Below are 19,650 nucleotides of genomic sequence, written 5' to 3'. Positions count from 1 at the left end.
TTTATACAACGCAGTTAAACCGACAGTTCAACCAGCAGCTTGTTCAGACGACGCACATAGGCGGCCGGGTCTTTCAAGCTGTCGCCGGCCGCCAGGGCCGCCTGATCGAAGAGGATGTGCGACAGGTCGCCGAAGCGCTCGTCGCTCTGCTCGCCGTCGAGTTTCTCGATCAACGGGTGAGCCGGGTTGAATTCGAAGATCGGCTTGGAATCCGGCACCTTCTGCCCGCTGGCCTCGAGGATCTGGCGCATCTGCAGGCCCAGGTCCTGCTCGCCGATCGCCAGGATCGCCGGGGAGTCGGTCAAGCGGTGGGAAACCCGCACTTCGCTGACGGTATCGCCCAGGGCGGTCTTGATCCGCTCCACCAGGCCTTCCTTGCTCTTGGCGACTTCTTGCGCGGCCTTCTTGTCCTCTTCCGAGTCCAGGTTGCCCAGGTCCAGGTCACCACGCGCCACGTCGACAAAGCTCTTGCCGTCAAAGTCGCTCAGGTAGCTCATCAGCCACTCGTCGATGCGGTCGGTCAGCAGCAGCACTTCGATGCCTTTCTTGCGGAAGACTTCCAGGTGCGGGCTGTTCTTGACCTGCGCGTAGGTTTCGCCGGTGAGGTAGTAGATCTTTTCCTGGCCTTCCTTGGCGCGTGCCAGGTACTCGGCCAGGGAAACATTCTGCTCGCCGTCGTCGCCCTGGGTGGAGGCGAAGCGCAGCAGGCCGGCGATCTTTTCCTTGTTGGCGAAGTCTTCGGCCGGGCCCTCCTTCATCACCTGGCCGAAGTTTTTCCAGAAGCCCTTGTATTGCTCAGGCTCGTTCTTCGCCAGTTTTTCCAGCATGTCCAGCACGCGCTTGGTCAGCGCCGACTTCATGGAGTCGATGATCGGGTCTTTCTGCAGGATTTCCCGCGACACGTTCAGCGACAGGTCGTTGGAGTCGACCACGCCCTTGATGAAGCGCAGGTACAGCGGCAGGAAGGATTCTGCCTGGTCCATCACGAACACGCGCTGCACGTACAGCTTCAGGCCTTTCGGCGCTTCACGCTGGTACAGGTCGAATGGCGCACGGGCCGGCACATACAGCAGCGAGCTGTATTCCAGCTTGCCTTCGACCTTGTTGTGGCTCCAGCTCAGCGGGTTCTCGAAATCATGGGCGATGTGCTTGTAGAACTCCTGGTATTCCTCATCCTTGATCTCGGTACGCGGACGGGTCCACAGGGCACTGGCACGGTTGACGGTTTCCCATTCCTGCGCAGGCTTCTCTTCACCCTCGACGGCGGCAGCCTCTTTCGGCAGCTCGATCGGCAGGGCGATATGGTCGGAGTACTTCTTGATGATGTTGCGCAGGCGCCAGCCGTCGGCGAACTCGTCTTCGCCAGACTTCAGGTGCAGGACGATGCGGGTACCGCGGTCGGCCTTGTCGATGGTCGCGACTTCGAACTCGCCTTCGCCCTTGGAGGACCAATGCACGCCTTCGCTGGCGTCAAGGCCGGCGCGGCGGCTGAAGACATCGACCTTGTCGGCGACGATGAAGGCGGAATAGAAGCCCACGCCGAACTGACCGATCAGGTGCGAATCCTTCTTCTGGTCGCCGGTGAGGTTTTTCATGAAATCGGCGGTGCCGGACTTGGCGATGGTCCCCAGGTGGGTGATCACATCGTCCCGGCTCATGCCGATGCCGTTGTCTTCGAGGGTGACGGTCTTGGCCTCCTTGTCGAAGCTCACACGGATTTTCAGCTCCGCGCCACCTTCCAGCAACTCAGGCTTGGACAGGGCTTCGAAGCGCAATTTGTCGACAGCGTCAGAGGCGTTCGAGATCAGTTCGCGAAGGAAGATTTCCTTGTTGGAATACAGCGAATGGATCATGAGGTGCAGCAGTTGCTTTACCTCGGTCTGGAAGCCCAGGGTTTCCTTTTGAGTTTCCACACTCATGGTCATCAAACTCCAATCAGATGGCATAAGCCGCGCCCGGAGGGCTTACGGCGGGATGTCCACAGAGTTGGGGGCTATACCTGAGATTTCAAGACCCTGGACTTTCTTCGAGCTTGAAATGTGCGCGGGCGGTGGCAATCGGCTCCTCCGCGCTGCTCTGCCAGGCGGTGATGGCCACGTTCGCCACCCGCCGTCCCTGGCGGCAGACCTGGCATCGGGCATAGGTATCGCGAAATTGCCCGGCACGCAGGTAATCGAGGGAAAAGTCGATGATCTTCGGCACGCCCGGCGAGCCGGTGCCAATCAACAGATGCAGGGCCGCGGCCAGCTCCATGAATCCGGCGATCACCCCACCGTGCAGGGCCGGCAGCAACGGGTTGCCGATATTGTCGCGGTTGGCGGGCAGGCGAAACAGCAACTCATCGCCCTGCCGCGAACACTCGATGCCGATCAGTCTGGCGTAGGGAATCAATTGCAGCAGCGCGGCATAATCGCCTTGCTGGTGGGCATGCAGCACTTGCCTCTGGAAATCGTCGCTCATAGCTGCTCACCCTTGATGGCGCCGGCAAAACCTTTGCTGCCCTTGCCCATGCGCATGAAGGTGCCCACCACATGGGCAACAGGGTGCTCGGGGTCGTCCTGATAGGCAAAACCACGGGTGAAAATCACATCGGTGGTCACCCGGTAGCACTGGGCAAAGCCATACACGCTCTTGCCTGGCTGCGCCGGGTGCATGTAATCGATGCGCAGGTCCAGGGTCGGGCAGACCTCGAACTCCGGCAGGACGCACAAGGTCGCCATGCCACAGGCGGTGTCCATCAACGAGGTCAGCGCACCACCGTGGATCACTCCGGTCTCGGGGTTGCCGACTATCTGCGGGCTGTAAGGCAACATCAGGGTGATGCCGTCTTTTGAGGCGCTGTGCACGCTCATGGCCAATACCTGGCAATGGCGCAACGCCGACAAAAATCGCGTCGCACGCTCAAAAACAGGGTTTTGCTCCATAAGGAAATTCTCTAGTTGGTGTCAAAACCGCTCGGTTAACGCGGCAGGTAAAAGTTCCATATTGCTGGCACTTTATATATCTTTAACTTTCAAGGAACTTAACCTGTAGAGCCATGCTCGAAAGGCCAGAAGATATCTTCAATAAGGAGAAACACCCCATGCGTAAGACTTTAGCTATTGCCCTGATGCTGACCGCTTCCCTCGGTCTCGCTGCCTGCGATAAAAAATCCGAGGACAAAGCTCAAGATGCCAACCAACATGCTGAGCAAGCTCAACAGAAAATGAATGAAGCTCAGGATAAAGTGAACGAAGCTGCAAAAGAAAACGCCGAAGCAGCCAAAGATCAGGTTGAATCGAGCAAAGCAGCGGCTGAAGAAGCTGCCAAGGAAGCCGCTCCTAAAACCAACTAATCCGGTTTTAGTGCAGCAAAAAGAAAGCCCGCCTAGTGCGGGCTTTACTTTGTCTGCAATAACGCTAAGCCAACAGGCTGCGAAAAGTCGGACTAAGCATCAGCAGCAATGAGCAGAGCAGACCGATAAACCAGACCAGACTGCGCTGCCAGGCAAGATCCGCCCAATAGCAAAGCAGATAGATAACCCGCGTAATGACGAAGACAATCGCCAGGCCGTCGATCAGCCAGCCCTGAGTCTGGGTGGTATGGGCCATCAGGACCCCGACCGCGAATAACATGAAGGCTTCGAAACTGTTCTGGTGCGCCGCCACTGCCCGGGCACCGAACCCTGTGAGTTGTGTCTGTTGCTGGCGTGGCAGGTGATTGTCGTAACCGCCCTGCTCTTTCATCGCTCTGGCTACTGGTATGCGCGCCACGTAAATCAACAGCGCGCTGATAAACACACACCAAAACGCAATACTCATCAGGCTATCTCCTTGTTCGCCTCGGGCAATGGTGCCTCTGTAGGGGTATAGACCATCACGTCCAACACGTCGGAATGAAACTCCCGGCGGTACAGCACCAGCACCACGCCCGCGCTCATCAACATAAACAGCCAGGGGCTGACGAACCAGGCCAGCATGCTCATGCCGAAGTAATAGGAGCGCAGACCGAAGTTGAACTGGTTGGCGGCCATGGAAATCACCCGCGCGGCCCGCATTGCAAAGGCTTTTCGCTCCTGTTCGGAAACATGCCGCTCACCGATCATCGGTGCCGAACCCACGAGAATGGCCGCGAAGTTGTACTGGCGCATGCACCAACTGAAGGTGAAAAAGGCATAGACGAACACCAGGGCCAGGCACAGCAGCTTGATCTCCGACATGCCCTGGGAGGCTTGCTGCACCATGGGAATGTCGGCCAGCAGCGACACCGCACGCTCGGAAGCGCCAAGCACGGTGAGGATACCGGCGAGGATAATCAGGGTGCTGGAAGCAAAGAACGAGGCATTGCGCTCCAGGTTGCCGATCACGCTGGCGTCGGCAATGCGGTTATCGCGCAGCAGCATGCGGCGCATCCAGTCTTCCCGGTACAAATGCAGCACGCTGGCCAGGCACGCGGTGTCGCGGCCCTTCCACGTGGCGTAGCGGGTGTAGCCGCCCCAGCAGATGACAAACCAGAGGGCGGCGATGAGATGGATCAGGTTGGCTTCGACGAACGACATGCAGGTTCCCGGATAGGCGTTGGCAGAGTGCGGATACAACTGGCACTGCTTCGACGTTGATCGAGGAAAAAAGACACCATTGGCCGCCCATAAAAAATGCCCCGTATCGCGGGATACGGGGCATTTTCATGGCTACTCGGTGCCCGCTTGTGACAGGCCCCGGCAGATAGCGGTTTAGGCCAGCGCTTCGCTGCGCTTGCCCAGCAGGCGGTCGCAGGCTACCGCGACCACCAGGGTCATGACCGAAGGCACCAGCCACGCCAGGCCCTGCTCGCTCAGCGGCAGGTGCATCAACTGGGTTGGCATCCAGTCCGCCAGGCCGGCGCCCTTGAGGGCGTCGATCAGGCCGAACAGGAAGGACACCAGCATTACCGGACCGACGATGCGGCCTTGCTCATGCCAGAAGTCCTTGCAGAAGCTCAGGGCCACCAGGGCGATGCACGGTGGGTAGATCGCGGTCAGCACCGGGATGGAGAAGGCGATCAGCTTGGTCAGGCCCAGGTTGGACACCAGCAGCGAGAACGCCGCCAGGATGATCACCAGGGTCTTGTACGACAGCGGCAGTACGCGGCTGAAGTACTCCGCGCAAGCGCAGGTCAAACCGACCGCGGTCACCAGGCAGGCCAGGGAAATCAGCACGGCGAGGAAGCCGCTGCCCAGGGAGCCGAAGGTGTGTTGCACATAAGCGTGCAGCACTGCCGCGCCATTGGTGGCTCCGGCCGCGACTTCATGGCTGCCCGAACCCAGGCGGAACAGGCTGACATACACCAGCGCCAGGCCGATACCGGCAATCAGCCCGGCGATGATCGCGTAACGGGTGATCAGGCGTGGCGACTCGACACCGCGGGAACGGATGGCGTTGACGATGACGATACCGAACACCAGCGCGCCCAGGGTATCCATGGTCAGGTAACCATTGATGAAGCCTTGGGAGAACGGCGCCGCGACGTATTCGGGCGTCGCAACACCGATATCACCGGCCGGCAAGGCGAACGCGGCGATGCCCAGTACGGCCAGGGCGATGATCTTCAGCGGCGCGAGGAAACGCCCAACGGTATCCAGCAGGCGTCCCGGGTAGAGAGAGATGAAAAACACCAGCAGGAAATACACCGAGCTATAGAGGAACAGCGCCAGCGGGCTTTCGCCGGTCAGGGGCGCCAGGCCTACTTCGAAGGACACGGTCGCGGTACGCGGCGTCGCGAACAACGGGCCGACCGCCAGGTAGCAGACCGCCGCCAGCAGGCCACCGGCGATCTTGCCGATCGGGCTGCTTAGCGCGTCCATCGCCCCACCGACCTTGGCCAGCGCAATGACAGTCACCACCGGAAGCCCCACAGCGGTGATCAGAAAGCCCAGCGCCGCGATCCAGACGTTAGGTCCGGACTGCAAGCCGACGATAGGCGGGAAGATGATATTGCCGGCCCCGACGAACAGGGCAAAGGTCATAAAACCCAGTGCCAGAATGTCCTGGCCTTTCAACACTTTCATTAAGGAAATACCACACTACTGAATCGGAATTTAGAGAGGGATTTCCCTTATGGGTGAGGGAAATGCTGTCGGTCCGTATAGGACTGACCCGTTTAGCGCGCGGCTTCCTTGTGGGACGCAGACGCAAAAGAGGCGGCTAGACTACCGAATTTGTAAGACAAACGCACTGTTAGAGGGCGAACTGTCCGATCAGCGACATTTGCGTGTCGCGTTTACGTATCAAAAGCAGCTGCAAGGTACAAGTTTCAAGCGACAAGCTTCTCTTGCAGCTTGTCGCTTGAGGCTTTGCAACTGCTCTTAACGAACAAAGGCCACCCGAAGGTGGCCTTTGTTGGTGGAGCGTCAGCTAAGCGCGAGGCTTACTTGACAGCCCAGCCAGTCAGCTCGGCCAGGGCCTTGCCGATGTCTGCCAGCGAACGCACGGTTTTCACGCCTGCGTCTTGCAGAGCAGCGAATTTCTCGTCTGCAGTGCCTTTGCCGCCAGAGATGATTGCGCCAGCATGGCCCATGCGCTTGCCCGGAGGAGCAGTCACACCAGCGATGTAGGAAACAACCGGCTTGGTCACATTAGCCTTGATGTAGGCAGCCGCTTCTTCTTCAGCCGAACCGCCGATCTCACCGATCATCACGATCGCTTCGGTCTTCGGGTCTTCCTGGAACAACTTCAGGATGTCGATGAAGTTGGAGCCTGGGATCGGGTCACCACCGATGCCGACGCAGGTGGACTGACCGAAACCGGCGTCAGTGGTCTGCTTCACGGCTTCGTAAGTCAGGGTGCCGGAACGGGAAACGATACCGACCTTGCCTGGCAAGTGAATGTGACCTGGCATGATGCCGATCTTGCATTCGCCTGGAGTGATCACGCCTGGGCAGTTAGGGCCGATCAGGGTAACACCCAGCTCGTCGCACTTAACTTTAGCGTCCAGCATGTCCAGGGTAGGAATGCCTTCGGTGATGCAGACGATCAGCTTGATGCCGCCGAAAGCCGCTTCCAGGATGGAGTCCTTGCAGAAAGGAGCTGGAACGTAGATCACGCTGGCGGTGGCGCCAGTGGCAGCTACAGCGTCTTTCACGGTGTTGAAGACAGGCAGGCCCAGGTGCTCGGTGCCGCCTTTGCCCGGAGTTACGCCGCCAACCATCTTGGTGCCGTATTCGATGGCTTGCTGGGTGTGGAAACTACCTTGCGAACCGGTAATACCCTGGCAGATAACTTTGGTGTCTTTATTGATCAGGACGCTCATTATTTGCCCTCCGCAGCTTTGACAACTTGTTGAGCAGCGTCGGTCAGGCTGGTAGCAGCGATGATGTTCAAGCCGCTTTCTGCCAGTACTTTAGCGCCCAGTTCAGCGTTGTTGCCTTCAAGGCGAACAACAACCGGGATTTTCACGCCGACTTCTTTCACTGCACCGATGATGCCTTCGGCAATCATGTCGCAACGAACGATGCCGCCGAAGATGTTGACCAGTACTGCAGCGACGTTGGTGTCGGACAGGATGATCTTGAAGGCTTCGGTCACGCGCTCTTTGGTAGCACCACCACCTACGTCGAGGAAGTTGGCTGGCTTGCCGCCGTGCAGGTTGACGATGTCCATGGTACCCATGGCCAGGCCGGCACCGTTGACCATGCAGCCGATGTTGCCTTCCAGCGCTACGTAGTTCAGTTCGAACTTGGCAGCGTGCGCTTCGCGCGGATCGTCCTGGGACGGATCGTGGAAAGTCTTCAGCTTAGGCTGACGGTACATGGCGTTGGCGTCGATGTTGATCTTCGCGTCCAGGCAGTGCAGATCGCCATCAGCCTTGATCACCAGCGGGTTCACTTCCAGCAGTGCCAGATCGTGGTCCTGGAACAGTTTGGCCAGGCCTACGAAGATCTTGGCGAACTGAGTGACTTGCTTGCCTTCCAGGCCCAGCTGGAAAGCCAGCTCGCGACCCTGGAATGGCTGAGCGCCAACCAGTGGATCGATAGTGGCTTTCAGAATTTTTTCTGGAGTGTCGTGAGCGATTTTCTCGATGTCCACGCCACCTTCGGTGGAAGCCATGAACACGATGCGACGGCTCGAACGGTCGACGACAGCGCCCAGGTACAGCTCTTTAGCGATATCAGTGCACGATTCAACCAGGATCTTGGTGACTGGCTGGCCATTGGCGTCAGTCTGGTAAGTCACCAGACGCTTGCCCAACCACTGTTGAGCGAATGCTTTAGCGTCTTCTTTGCTGCGAACCAGCTTTACGCCGCCCGCTTTACCGCGACCACCGGCGTGAACCTGGGCTTTGACAACCCACTCGGAGCCGCCGATCTTGTCGCAAGCTTCTGCTGCTTCTTCCGGGGTGTCTACCGCGTAGCCTTTGGATACTGGCAGGCCGTATTCAGCGAACAGCTGCTTACCCTGATACTCGTGAAGATTCATGCTTTTTACCGTCTTCGTTAGGTACTGCGCATTCGGCGCTGCGCTCTTGATGAGTGCCGCGCCACCTGTGACCGCTCCTCACCGGACTCCCCTGCCCCGCATCCGCAGCCTGGGCTGCGGCACAGTGCATGAAGATTCCCGTGAGGTCGAGTCCAGCGGACGTTCCGCGGTGAGTCTTGCTCGCAAGGCTCACGACGGGCAATCCGCCGTGGTTTCTTATTGTCTTAACGCTTTTTGCGGTTGGCGATGTGGATGGCGCCGCCATTCACTGCCAGTGCTGCTTCGTGCAGGGCTTCGGACAGGGTCGGATGGGAGAAAACCATCATGCCCAGGTCTTCGGCGCTGGTGCCGAATTCCATGCCGATCGCACCTTGCTGAACCAGTTCTGCCGCGCTTGGGCCGATCACGTGAACGCCCAGTACACGGTCAGTCTTGGCATCAGCGATGACTTTTACGAAACCGCCGGTGTCGTTGGCTGCCATGGCACGGCCGCTGGCTGCGAACGGGAAGGTGCCGACGTTAACTTCAACGCCTTCAGCTTTCAAGGCCTGCTCGGTCTTGCCGACCCACGCGATTTCCGGGTGAGTATAAATAACCGAAGGGATCAGGTCATAGTTCATCTGAGCCTTGTGGCCCTTGATGCGCTCGACGACCATGATGCCCTCTTCCGAGGCCTTGTGAGCCAGCATCATGCCGCGAACCACGTCGCCGATCGCGTAAACGCCCGGTACGGTGGTAGCGCAGTGATCGTCAACGTGCACGAAACCGCGCTCGTCGAGGGTCACGCCGCAATCGGCAGCCAGCAGATCAGTGGTCACTGGACGGCGACCAACGGCTACGATCAGCTTGTCGAAAGTGATGTTCTGTTCGCCGTTGGCATCGGTGTAGGTCACGACCACTTCTTCGCCGTTGACCTTGGAGCCGGTGACGCGAGCGCCCAGCTTGATGTCCAGACCCTGTTTGGTCAGGGTTTTCAGCGCTTCCTTGGAGACGGCGGTGTCGGCAGCCATCAGGAAGGTGTCCAGGGCTTCCAGGACGGTCACTTCAGCGCCCAGACGGGACCATACCGAACCCAGCTCCAGACCGATCACGCCAGCGCCGATCACGCCCAGGCGTTTTGGTACGGATTGGAATTCCAGGGCGCCGGTAGAGTCGACGATCACTTTCTGATCGACCGGAGCCGGTGGAATGTCGATTGGACGGGAGCCCGGCGCCAGGATGACGTTCTCGGCTTCGATCACTTCCACCGAGCCGTCAGGCTTGGTGACTTCGACTTTCTTGCCGGCCAGCAGTTTGCCGTGGCCCTGGATGGAGGTCACGCCGTTGGCCTTGAACAGGGTGGCAACACCGCTGGTCAGGTTTTTCACGATATTGGCCTTGCGGCCGACCATCGCAGGCACGTCCATGGACACGCCAGCGTGGCTGATACCGTGGATCGCGAAACCGTCTTGGGCTTCGTGGAATTTCCAGGAGCTGTCCAGCAGCGCCTTGGAAGGGATGCAGCCGACGTTCAGGCAAGTACCGCCGAGGGCCAGCTTGCCCTCCTTGTCGGTATATTTCTCGATGCAGGCAGTCGTGAGGCCGAGTTGCGCAGCTTTAATGGCAGCTACATAGCCGCCAGGGCCTGCGCCAATCACTACCACGTCGAATTTCTGAGTCATGTGTCATTCCTTCTCGAATCAAACCGGACGGCCTCTTGTGGAGGCCGTCGTGGGACGAAGCTGTTCGTTTCGGCGAAAGGCCGATCATCGCTGATCGGCCCATGCTACGAAATCAGATATCCAGCAGCAGACGAGCCGGGTCTTCCAGCAGGTTCTTGATGGTAACCAGGAAGGTCACTGCTTCTTTGCCGTCGATCAAACGGTGATCGTAGGACAGAGCCAGGTACATCATCGGACGGATAACCACCTGACCGTTGATCGCCATAGGGCGCTGCAGAATGTTGTGCATGCCCAGGATCGCCGCTTGTGGCGGGTTGACGATCGGAGTCGACATCATCGAACCGAAAGTACCACCGTTGGTGATGGTGAAAGTACCGCCGGTCATCTCTTCCATCGACAGTTTGCCGTCACGGGCTTTCTTGCCGAAGGTGGCGATGCCGCCTTCGATTTCAGCCAGGCTCATCAGTTCGGCGTTACGCAGAACCGGAACCACCAGGCCGCGGTCGCTGGACACGGCAACACCGATGTCGGCGTAACCGTGGTAAACGATGTCGGAGCCGTCGATCGAGGCGTTGACCGCAGGGAAACGCTTCAGCGCTTCGGTAGCAGCCTTGACGAAGAACGACATGAAGCCCAGGCGTACGCCGTTGTGGGACTTCTCGAACAGATCCTTGTACTTCGAACGCAGGGCCATGACTTCGGTCATGTCGACTTCGTTGAAAGTGGTCAGCATCGCCATGTTCGACTGGGCTTCGACCAGGCGCTCGGCAACCTTGGCACGCAGGCGGGTCATCGGAACACGCTTCTCGACGCGGTCGCCAGCAGCGAATACCGGAGCAGCAGCGGCAGGAGCAGCGGCCTTGGCAGGTGCGGCAGCCGGAGCGGCTTTCTTGGCGGCAACGGCCGCAACCACGTCTTCCTTGGTCACGCGACCGCCTTTGCCGGTACCGGCAACGGAAGCGATGTTGATGCCGTTCTCTTCAGCCAGCTTGCGCGCGGCAGGAGCAGCGATTGGATCGTCTTCGCCTTCAGCGGCAGGCGCTGCGGCCTGGGCGGCAGCCGGTGCGGCAGCGGCTGGAGCAGCAGCGGCGGCAGCGCCTTCGGCGATGGAGCCCAGGACTTCGTCGGACAGAACGGTGTCACCTTCGTTCTTGACGATAGCGCCCAGCACGCCGTCAGCGGTGGCCAGAACTTCCAGCACGACCTTGTCGGTTTCGATGTCGACGATCAGCTCGTCGCGCTTGACGGCGTCGCCCGGTTTTTTGTGCCAGGTGGCAACGGTGCCATCGGCAACCGATTCCGGGAAAGTGGGGGCTTTGATCTCGATAGCCATTATCTGTGGTTCCTTAAATTCGGTTTCAGGTGCGCGAAGGCGTTAAACAGTGAAAGCATCTTGCAGCAGTTTTTCCTGCTGCTCGGCGTGCATCGACGCGTAACCGCATGCAGGTGCAGCAGAGGCTTCACGGCCCGCGTACTCGAGTACGAGCGACTTGTCGTGATTGCCAACGATGCGGCGCATGTGGTGCTGGCTGCAGTACCAGGCACCCTGGTTCATCGGCTCTTCCTGACACCAAACGACATGCTTGAGGTTGGTGTACGGAGCCAGGACTTCGTTCAAGTCGTCCTCAGGGAATGGGTACAGCTGCTCGATACGCACGACGGCGATGTCGTCGCGGCCTTCGGCACGGCGTTTTTCCAGCAGGTCGTAGTAGACCTTGCCGCTGCACAGAATCAGACGATTCACGTCTTTTGGATCCTGGGCATCGATTTCCGGAATAACGGTCTGGAACGAACCTTCCGCCAGATCTTCCAGGGTCGAGATGGCCAGTTTGTGACGCAGCAGCGACTTCGGAGTCAGAACCACCAGCGGCTTGCGCAGCGGGCGAATCACCTGACGACGCAGCAGGTGGTAGATCTGGGCCGGGGTGGTCGGCATGCAGACCTGGATGTTGTGCTCTGCGCACAGCTGCAGGTAACGCTCCAGGCGAGCCGAAGAGTGCTCCGGACCCTGACCTTCATAACCGTGCGGCAGCAGCATGGTCAGGCCGCAGAGACGGCCCCACTTGTGCTCGCCACTGGTGATGAACTGGTCGATCACCACCTGGGCACCGTTGGCGAAGTCGCCGAACTGGGCTTCCCAGATCACCAGCGCGTTTGGCGTGGTGGTCGAGTAACCGTATTCGAACGCCAGTACGGCTTCTTCGGACAGGAACGAATCGTACAGATCGAAACGTGGCTGGCCGTCGTACAGGTGCTGCAGCGGAATGTAGGTGCTGGCGTCTTTCTGGTTGTGCAAGACCGCATGACGGTGCGAGAACGTACCGCGGCCGATGTCCTGGCCGGTCATGCGAATCGGGTGACCTTCGAACGCCAGGGTCGCGTATGCCATGGTTTCGGCATAACCCCAGTTGATCGGCAGGCCGCCGGCTTGCATCTTCTGACGGTCTTCGTAGATCTTCGCGACCTGGCGCTGAACCACGAAACCTTCCGGCAGTTCCAGCAGCTTGGCGGACAGTTCCTGCAGGGTCTTCAGATCGAAGGTGGTGTCGTGACGCGCAGTCCAGGCGTGGCCCAGATATGGACGCCAGTCCACGAACAGCTCTTTGTTCGGCTCTTTGACCAGGCTCTTCACTACGTGCAGGCCGTTGTCCAGCGCGTTGCGGTATTCGTCGACTTTCGCCTGAACACGCTCGGCGTCGAGCACGCTTGCCTGGACCAGACGATCGGCATACAGCTCACGGGTGGTGCGCTGCTTGGCGATCTGCTGGTACATCAGAGGCTGGGTGCCGCTTGGCTCGTCCGCTTCGTTGTGGCCGCGACGACGGTAGCAGACCAGGTCGATCACCACATCGCGCTTGTACTGCATGCGGTAGTCGATGGCCAGCTGGGTCACGAACAGTACGGCTTCCGGATCGTCACCATTCACATGGAGGATCGGCGCCTGGATCATTTTCGCGACATCGGTGGCGTACTCGGTGGAGCGCGAGTCCAGCGGGTTGCTGATGGTGAAACCGACCTGGTTGTTGATCACGATGTGCACGGTGCCGCCGGTCTTGAAACCGCGGGTCTGCGACATCTGGAAGGTTTCCATCACCACGCCCTGGCCTGCGAAAGCAGCGTCACCGTGGATCGAGATTGGCAGAACCTTGTCACCGGTCTGGTCGTTGCGGCGATCCTGACGGGCGCGCACCGAACCCTCGACCACTGGCGAAACGATCTCCAGGTGGGACGGGTTGAAGGCCATGGCCAGGTGAACTTCACCGCCGGTGGTCATCACGTTGGACGAGAAGCCCTGGTGGTATTTCACGTCACCGGAGCCCAGTTCGACCTTCTTCTTGCCTTCGAACTCGTCGAACAGCTCGCGCGGGTTCTTGCCGAAGGTGTTGACCAGGACGTTGAGGCGACCACGGTGGGCCATGCCGATCACGACTTCCTTGGTCCCGTAGGAACCGGAACGCTGGATCAGCTCGTCGAGCATCGGGATCAGGCTTTCGCCGCCTTCCAGGCCGAAACGCTTGGTGCCCGGGTACTTGGTGCCCAGGTATTTCTCGAGGCCTTCAGCTGCGGTGACGCGCTCGAGCAGATGACCCTTGATATCCGTGGAATAGGTCGGACGGCCGCGTACGCTTTCCAGACGCTGCTGGAACCACTGGCGCTGCTCGGAATCGGTGATGTGCGTAAATTCAGCGCCGATGGTGCGGCAATATGTCTGCTGCAACGCTTCGTGAATTTCGCGTAGGCTCGCTTCCTCTTTGCCGATGAACAGGTCGCCGGCACGGAAGGTCGTATCAAGATCGGCATTGGTCAAGCCGTAATGATTGATTGACAGGTCTGCAGGTGCAGGACGCTGCCACAGCCCCAGCGGGTCCAGCTGGGCTGCCTGGTGGCCACGCATACGGTAGGCCTGGATCAATCGCAGCACTTCAACTTGCTTCTTCTCGTGCTCGCTGCTCACGCTACCGGCGGATACCGGCTGGGCGCGGCGCTGGTTCTTTGCCAGCAACACGAAATGATCGCGGATTGTCGAGTGCGAAACATCGATGGCAGTGCTGCCGTCGGTAGGCAACTTCTGGAAGTAAGTGCGCCACTCTTCTGGCACAGCGTTAGGGTCGTGCAGGTAGAGCTCGTAGAGCTCTTCCACATAGGCAGCGTTACTACCGGATAGGTAGGCGCTGTTCCACATGCGCTGCATCACGCTTTCTTGCATGCTTGGTCACCCTCGGTTAGGGGAACACCACCGGCGAAGACACCGAGCAAACTTGCAAAAGTCCGAGTGCAGCGACCAAAACAAGCCACTTAGGATCACGCTGATAGTCCGGGTACCAGCCCGGATGCCCCTGCTTGTCTCATTTCTTCAAAATACGAGCGGCAACTTTGTGAGCTGCTGCTCAGCTTAAAACTACGGCGCCGGTTGAAGCCTGCGCCGTAGCCTCTACGGGTACAGCGGTCCTGCCTTTACAACAACTGGGTTACAGCAGCTGAATCACACGCCGCTCGAGAGCAGCATGTTACGTATGTGACCGATGGCCTTAGTCGGGTTCAGGCCTTTCGGACAAACGTTGACGCAGTTCATGATGCCGCGGCAGCGGAATACGCTGAACGGATCATCCAGCGAAGCCAGGCGCTCGGACGTCTTGGTGTCGCGGCTGTCTGCCAGGAAGCGATAGGCTTGCAGCAGGGCAGCTGGACCCAGGAACTTGTCCGGGTTCCACCAGAAGGACGGGCAGGAAGTCGAGCAGCAAGCGCACAGGATGCACTCGTACAGACCATCGAGCTTTTCGCGCTCTTCAGGGGACTGCAGACGTTCGATGGCCGGAGCCGGCGTGTCGTTCTGCAGGAATGGCTTCACCTTCTCGTATTGCTTGTAGAAGATGCTCATATCGACGACCAGGTCACGAATAACCGGCAAACCTGGCAGCGGACGAACAACCAGCTTGTTGTTCTTCACCACGGCAGACAGCGGCGTGATGCAGGCCAGGCCGTTCTTGCCGTTGATGTTCATGCCGTCGGAACCGCAAACGCCTTCACGGCAGGAGCGACGATAGGAGAAACCTTCGTCCTGCTCTTTGATCAGCGCCAGTACGTCCAGCACCATCAGATCCTTGCCACCGATGTCGACCTGGAAAACCTGGGTTTTCGGCGCGGAGTCGGTGTCAGGGTTGTAACGATAAACTTCGACTTGCAACATATCGATCACCCTTTAGTAAGTCCGGACTTTTGGTTCAAAAGTCGGAACAGTCTTCGGCGAGAAGTTAACGGCACGCTTGGCAACGCGCTTCTCACCCGGGAAGTACAGGGTGTGGCACAGCCAGTTTTCGTCGTCGCGGTCTTCGAAGTCTTCACGGGCGTGGGCGCCGCGGGACTCTTTACGCACTTCGGCAGCGATGGCAGTGGCTTCGGCCACTTCCAGCAGGTTCTGCAGTTCCAGTGCTTCGATACGTGCTGTGTTGAACGCCTGCGACTTGTCGTTGATCTTGACGTTGGCGATGCGGGTACGCAGCTCGGCCAGCTGGGCGATGCCCTTCTGCATGTATTCGCCGGTGCGGAATACGCCGAAGTAGTTCTGCATGCAGCTTTGCAGCTCGCGACGCAGGGTCGCCACGTCTTCGCCGTCGGTACGCTCGTTGAGGGCGGACAGACGTGCCAGGGCCGCATTGATGTCGGCGTCGGTGGCGTCGTCGTATTCGATACCGTCGGTCAGCGCTTTTTCCAGGTGCAGGCCGGCAGCGCGGCCGAATACCACCAGGTCGAGCAGCGAGTTGCCGCCCAGACGGTTGGCACCGTGAACCGATACGCAAGCCACTTCACCCACTGCGAACAGGCCAGGGATGATTTCGTCGTTGCCTTCGGCGTTCTGGGTGATCGCCTGACCATGAATGTTGGTGGCAACGCCGCCCATCATATAGTGGCAAGTCGGAACAACCGGAACCGGAGCAACCACCGGGTCAACGTGTGCGAAAGTCTTGGACAGTTCGCAGATACCTGGCAGACGGCTGTGCAATACTTCCTCGCCCAGGTGGTCGAGCTTGAGCATCACGTGGTCGCCATTCGGACCGCAACCGTTGCCGGCGATGATTTCTTTCACCATCGAACGGGCAACAACGTCACGACCGGCAAGGTCCTTGGCGTTCGGAGCATAACGCTCCATGAAACGCTCGCCATGCTTGTTGATCAGGTAACCGCCTTCACCACGGCAACCTTCGGTAACCAGTACACCGGCGCCGGCGATGCCGGTCGGGTGGAACTGCCACATTTCGATGTCTTGTACCGGCACGCCGGCACGCAGCGCCATGCCGACACCGTCACCGGTGTTGATCAGGGCGTTGGTGGTGGATGCGTAGATACGCCCTGCACCGCCGGTCGCCAATACGGTGGCTTTCGCGCGGATGTAGGTGGTTTCGCCGGTTTCGATGCAGATCGCGATCACACCGACGAACGCGCCGTCCTGGTTCTTCACCAGGTCAACAGCGTAGTACTCGTTCAGGAAGGTGGTGCCGGCTTTCAGGTTGCCCTGATAAAGGGTGTGCAGCAGCGCGTGACCGGTACGGTCGGAAGCCGCGCAGGTACGGGCAGCCTGGCCGCCTTTACCGTAGTCCTTGGACTGGCCGCCGAAAGGACGCTGGTAGATACGACCGGTTTCGGTGCGGGAGAACGGCAGACCCATGTGGTCCAGCTCGAAAACCGCGGCCGGGCCTTCCTGACACATGTATTCGATAGCATCCTGGTCACCGATATAGTCGGAACCCTTGACGGTATCGTACATGTGCCAGCGCCAGTCATCGTTCGGGTCGGCCGACGCGATGGCGCAGGTGATGCCGCCCTGGGCCGACACAGTGTGCGAGCGGGTCGGGAACACCTTGGTGATCACTGCAGTCTTGTGGCCGCCCTGGGCCAGCTGCAATGCGGCACGCATGCCGGCACCGCCGCCACCAATGATGATGGCGTCGAAAGAAATCGTTGGAATGTTAGCCATGAATCAGATACCCCAGAGAATCTGCACACCCCAGACGAAGTAGGCGAACATTGCAACGCCGCATACTGCCTGGAAAAGGAAACGTACTGCAGTCGCCGACTTGCCCAGCGCCATCGGCGTCAGGTAGTCGGTCGAAATGGTCCACATGCCGACCCAGGCGTGAGCGCCCAGAGCAACCATGGCCAGCAGGCTGAAGATACGCATCCAGTTGTTGGAGAACAGTGCGTGCCATTGCTCGTAGCCAAGGCCCGGGTTCGCAACGAGGTATCCGATCAGGAAGATGAAATAAGCCGCGAGAACGACCGCAGACACACGTTGTGCCATCCAGTCATAGAGGCCCGAACGCGACAGGTTCGTGACGTTAGTTACCATATCCAAACTCCTGCCAGAACGATTACCACCACGGATACGGCGATAACGATTTTAGAGCCCAGCTTGCCGCCTTCCAGCGTCTCACCGATGCCCATATCCATGATCAAATGGCGCACACCGGCAACCAAGTGATACAGCAAGGCGGACAGGATGCCCCAAATCACTAGCTTGGCTAGCGGACTGGTCAGACACGCTTTCACCTCGCCGAAGCCTTCCTCGGAGCTGAGCGACTTGTCCAATGCATAAAGCATGATGGCAAGGCTCACAAAGAGGATGACACCGGAAATACGGTGAAGGATGGACGTGTAAGCAGTGACTGGGAGTTTGATGGTCCTTAGGTCTAGGTTTACAGGTCGTTGGCTATTCACGGCTTTTTTCACACTGAAGAGCCCCTAACAATCAGGGCAAAGTTGTTGGGGAGTGCACTGGTCAGGTACCCACCACCCAGGGAGTGACGACCCCCATCAAACCGGGCCCGAAAGCCCATGGCGGTCGGTGGCCGAGTATAGACAGTTAGGCTACTAATGACAACGCAATCACCTTCCCCTAATAGCTCATTGCGTTAGGCGGATAAAAGGCGTAAATGGCGGGGAATTTCGAGGAAAAAGTCCGGTTAAAGCCTTCTGGGGCAAGACTTTAGGCAAATTGACATTCGGATTTATCTCACTATAGTGGTGCGGGCCCTGCGTGGGGGGTCTGTCTGATGATTTCAAGCATAAATAGGAGGCCACATGGCTGACAAAAAAGCGCAGTTGATCATCGAGGGCGCAGCCCCCGTCGAGCTGCCCATTTTAACCGGCACCGTTGGTCCCGATGTAATCGATGTTCGGGGCTTGACGGCCACGGGCCGCTTCACCTTTGACCCGGGTTTCATGTCGACCGCCTCCTGCGAGTCGAAAATCACCTATATCGACGGCGACAACGGCATTCTGTTGCACCGCGGCTACCCGATCGAACAGCTGGCTGAAAAGTCGGACTACCTGGAAACCTGCTACCTGCTGCTCAACGGCGAATTGCCGACCGCAGAACAGAAGGCCCAGTTCGTCGGCAACGTGAAGAACCACACCATGGTTCACGAGCAGTTGAAGACCTTCTTCAACGGCTTCCGTCGCGACGCCCACCCGATGGCGGTCATGTGCGGCGTAGTCGGCGCCCTCTCGGCCTTCTACCACGACTCCCTGGACATCAATAACCCGCAGCATCGCGAAATTTCCGCGATCCGCCTGGTTGCCAAGATGCCGACCCTGGCCGCGATGGTTTACAAGTACTCCATGGGCCAACCCATGATGTACCCGCGCAACGACCTGTCATACGCGGAAAACTTCCTGCACATGATGTTCAACACCCCGTGCGAGATCAAACCGATCAGCCCGGTGCTGGCCAAGGCAATGGACCGGATCTTCATCCTCCATGCCGACCACGAGCAGAACGCATCGACCTCCACCGTACGCCTGGCGGGCTCCTCGGGCGCCAACCCGTTCGCCTGTATCGCTGCCGGTATCGCTGCACTCTGGGGCCCGGCTCACGGCGGCGCCAACGAAGCCGTACTGACCATGCTCGACGAAATTGGCGATGTATCGAACATCGACAAGTTCATCGCCAAGGCCAAGGACAAGAACGATCCGTTCAAGCTGATGGGCTTCGGTCACCGCGTCTACAAGAACCGCGACCCGCGCGCCACCGTCATGAAGCAGACCTGCGACGAAGTGTTGAAGGAACTGGGCATCACCAACGATCCGCAACTCGAACTGGCCATGCGCCTGGAAGAGATCGCCCTGACCGACCCGTACTTCATCGAGCGCTCGCTGTACCCGAACGTCGACTTCTACTCGGGGATCATCCTCAAGGCCATCGGCATTCCGACCAGCATGTTCACCGTGATCTTCGCCCTGGCGCGTACCGTCGGCTGGATCTCGCACTGGAAAGAAATGCTCTCCAGCCCTTACAAGATCGGCCGTCCTCGCCAGCTGTACACCGGCTACGAGTCGCGCGACATCACCAAGCTGGAAGACCGCAAGTAAGACCTGTTGCCTTGCGCTAACGTCTTGACTGCAGCGGATACGGCCTCTTTATAGAGGCCGTATTTGTTTGTGCCCCCCTCCCCCGCCATTTCCCTGTAGCTGCCTGCATTCGGCCGCACAGCGGATGTGGAATGCCAACTCCACATCACTCTCACGCTGAACGAGCTTGCGAGCGCTGCGCACTCGATCGC

17 protein-coding genes are annotated in these 19,650 nt (G+C 59.1%); 2 read left to right on the top strand and 15 right to left on the bottom strand.

Features of this window, described 5'->3' with window-relative positions:
- Window positions 1-14 precede the first annotated feature (14 nt).
- From htpG to CXQ81_RS10990, 3 genes are all read right to left on the bottom strand, one after another.
- Window positions 15-1,919 (bottom strand): molecular chaperone HtpG, encoded by a 1,905-nt coding sequence (htpG, locus tag CXQ81_RS11000; RefSeq protein ID WP_101339400.1) that lies wholly within the window; start codon window positions 1,917-1,919, stop codon window positions 15-17.
- 88 nt (window positions 1,920-2,007) lie between these two features.
- The gene (locus CXQ81_RS10995) at window positions 2,008-2,460 is read right to left on the bottom strand and encodes a PaaI family thioesterase (RefSeq protein WP_101337196.1); all 453 of its coding nucleotides are present in this window, start codon (window positions 2,458-2,460) and stop codon (window positions 2,008-2,010) included.
- The gene (locus CXQ81_RS10990) at window positions 2,457-2,924 is read right to left on the bottom strand and encodes a PaaI family thioesterase (RefSeq protein WP_101337195.1); all 468 of its coding nucleotides are present in this window, start codon (window positions 2,922-2,924) and stop codon (window positions 2,457-2,459) included. Before CXQ81_RS10990 ends, CXQ81_RS10995 begins: the two co-directional genes overlap by 4 nt.
- A gap of 158 nt (window positions 2,925-3,082) precedes the next feature.
- On the opposite strand from CXQ81_RS10990, the gene CXQ81_RS10985 reads away from it, so the two are divergent.
- Window positions 3,083-3,334 (top strand): hypothetical protein, encoded by a 252-nt coding sequence (locus CXQ81_RS10985; protein WP_007931529.1) that lies wholly within the window; start codon window positions 3,083-3,085, stop codon window positions 3,332-3,334.
- Window positions 3,335-3,398: 64 nt separating this feature from the next.
- Here CXQ81_RS10985 and CXQ81_RS10980 read toward each other — a convergent pair whose 3' ends face one another.
- From CXQ81_RS10980 to sdhC, 12 genes are all read right to left on the bottom strand, one after another.
- On the bottom strand, window positions 3,399-3,800 hold the full coding sequence (locus tag CXQ81_RS10980) for an MAPEG family protein (RefSeq protein ID WP_009042792.1): 402 nt from the start codon (window positions 3,798-3,800) through the stop codon (window positions 3,399-3,401).
- Complete coding sequence (locus CXQ81_RS10975; RefSeq protein ID WP_007931525.1) at window positions 3,800-4,537, bottom strand: DUF599 domain-containing protein; 738 nt, start codon at window positions 4,535-4,537, stop codon at window positions 3,800-3,802. The genes CXQ81_RS10980 and CXQ81_RS10975 overlap by 1 nt, the downstream gene beginning before the upstream one ends.
- 174 nt (window positions 4,538-4,711) lie before the next feature.
- On the bottom strand, window positions 4,712-6,025 hold the full coding sequence (brnQ, locus tag CXQ81_RS10970; protein ID WP_007931515.1) for a branched-chain amino acid transport system II carrier protein: 1,314 nt from the start codon (window positions 6,023-6,025) through the stop codon (window positions 4,712-4,714).
- A gap of 359 nt (window positions 6,026-6,384) precedes the next feature.
- Entirely contained in the window at window positions 6,385-7,266 is an 882-nt protein-coding gene (gene sucD, locus CXQ81_RS10965; protein ID WP_007931513.1) for a succinate--CoA ligase subunit alpha, read from the bottom strand.
- The gene (gene sucC / locus CXQ81_RS10960) at window positions 7,266-8,432 is read right to left on the bottom strand and encodes an ADP-forming succinate--CoA ligase subunit beta (RefSeq protein WP_007931510.1); all 1,167 of its coding nucleotides are present in this window, start codon (window positions 8,430-8,432) and stop codon (window positions 7,266-7,268) included. Before sucC ends, sucD begins: the two co-directional genes overlap by 1 nt.
- A gap of 224 nt (window positions 8,433-8,656) precedes the next feature.
- Window positions 8,657-10,093, bottom strand: a complete 1,437-nt coding sequence (gene lpdA, locus CXQ81_RS10955; protein ID WP_007931507.1) for a dihydrolipoyl dehydrogenase — start codon at window positions 10,091-10,093, stop codon at window positions 8,657-8,659.
- Window positions 10,094-10,205: 112 nt separating this feature from the next.
- Window positions 10,206-11,426: a 2-oxoglutarate dehydrogenase complex dihydrolipoyllysine-residue succinyltransferase gene (gene odhB, locus CXQ81_RS10950; protein ID WP_009042789.1), complete on the bottom strand. Its 1,221-nt coding sequence runs from the start codon at window positions 11,424-11,426 to the stop codon at window positions 10,206-10,208.
- Window positions 11,427-11,468: 42 nt separating this feature from the next.
- Window positions 11,469-14,300: a 2-oxoglutarate dehydrogenase E1 component gene (locus CXQ81_RS10945; protein ID WP_007931503.1), complete on the bottom strand. Its 2,832-nt coding sequence runs from the start codon at window positions 14,298-14,300 to the stop codon at window positions 11,469-11,471.
- 276 nt (window positions 14,301-14,576) lie between these two features.
- Complete coding sequence (locus CXQ81_RS10940; protein ID WP_101337194.1) at window positions 14,577-15,281, bottom strand: succinate dehydrogenase iron-sulfur subunit; 705 nt, start codon at window positions 15,279-15,281, stop codon at window positions 14,577-14,579.
- Window positions 15,282-15,293: 12 nt separating this feature from the next.
- Complete coding sequence (gene sdhA / locus CXQ81_RS10935) at window positions 15,294-17,066, bottom strand: succinate dehydrogenase flavoprotein subunit (RefSeq protein ID WP_007931499.1); 1,773 nt, start codon at window positions 17,064-17,066, stop codon at window positions 15,294-15,296.
- Window positions 17,067-17,069: 3 nt separating this feature from the next.
- On the bottom strand, window positions 17,070-17,438 hold the full coding sequence (gene sdhD / locus CXQ81_RS10930) for a succinate dehydrogenase, hydrophobic membrane anchor protein (RefSeq protein WP_007931497.1): 369 nt from the start codon (window positions 17,436-17,438) through the stop codon (window positions 17,070-17,072).
- On the bottom strand, window positions 17,432-17,818 hold the full coding sequence (gene sdhC, locus CXQ81_RS10925) for a succinate dehydrogenase, cytochrome b556 subunit (protein ID WP_169915034.1): 387 nt from the start codon (window positions 17,816-17,818) through the stop codon (window positions 17,432-17,434). Before sdhC ends, sdhD begins: the two co-directional genes overlap by 7 nt.
- 351 nt (window positions 17,819-18,169) lie before the next feature.
- Between sdhC and gltA the strand changes: the two genes are divergently transcribed.
- On the top strand, window positions 18,170-19,459 hold the full coding sequence (gltA, locus tag CXQ81_RS10920; protein ID WP_007931493.1) for a citrate synthase: 1,290 nt from the start codon (window positions 18,170-18,172) through the stop codon (window positions 19,457-19,459).
- Window positions 19,460-19,650: the final 191 nt, after the last annotated feature.

Source organism: Pseudomonas sp. 09C 129 (assembly GCF_002843625.1).
GTDB classification, from domain to species: Bacteria; Pseudomonadota; Gammaproteobacteria; order Pseudomonadales; family Pseudomonadaceae; genus Aquipseudomonas; species Aquipseudomonas chlororaphis.
Note: the sequence above shows the minus strand (reverse complement) of the source record. Positions and strands in the feature narration are given on the sequence as shown.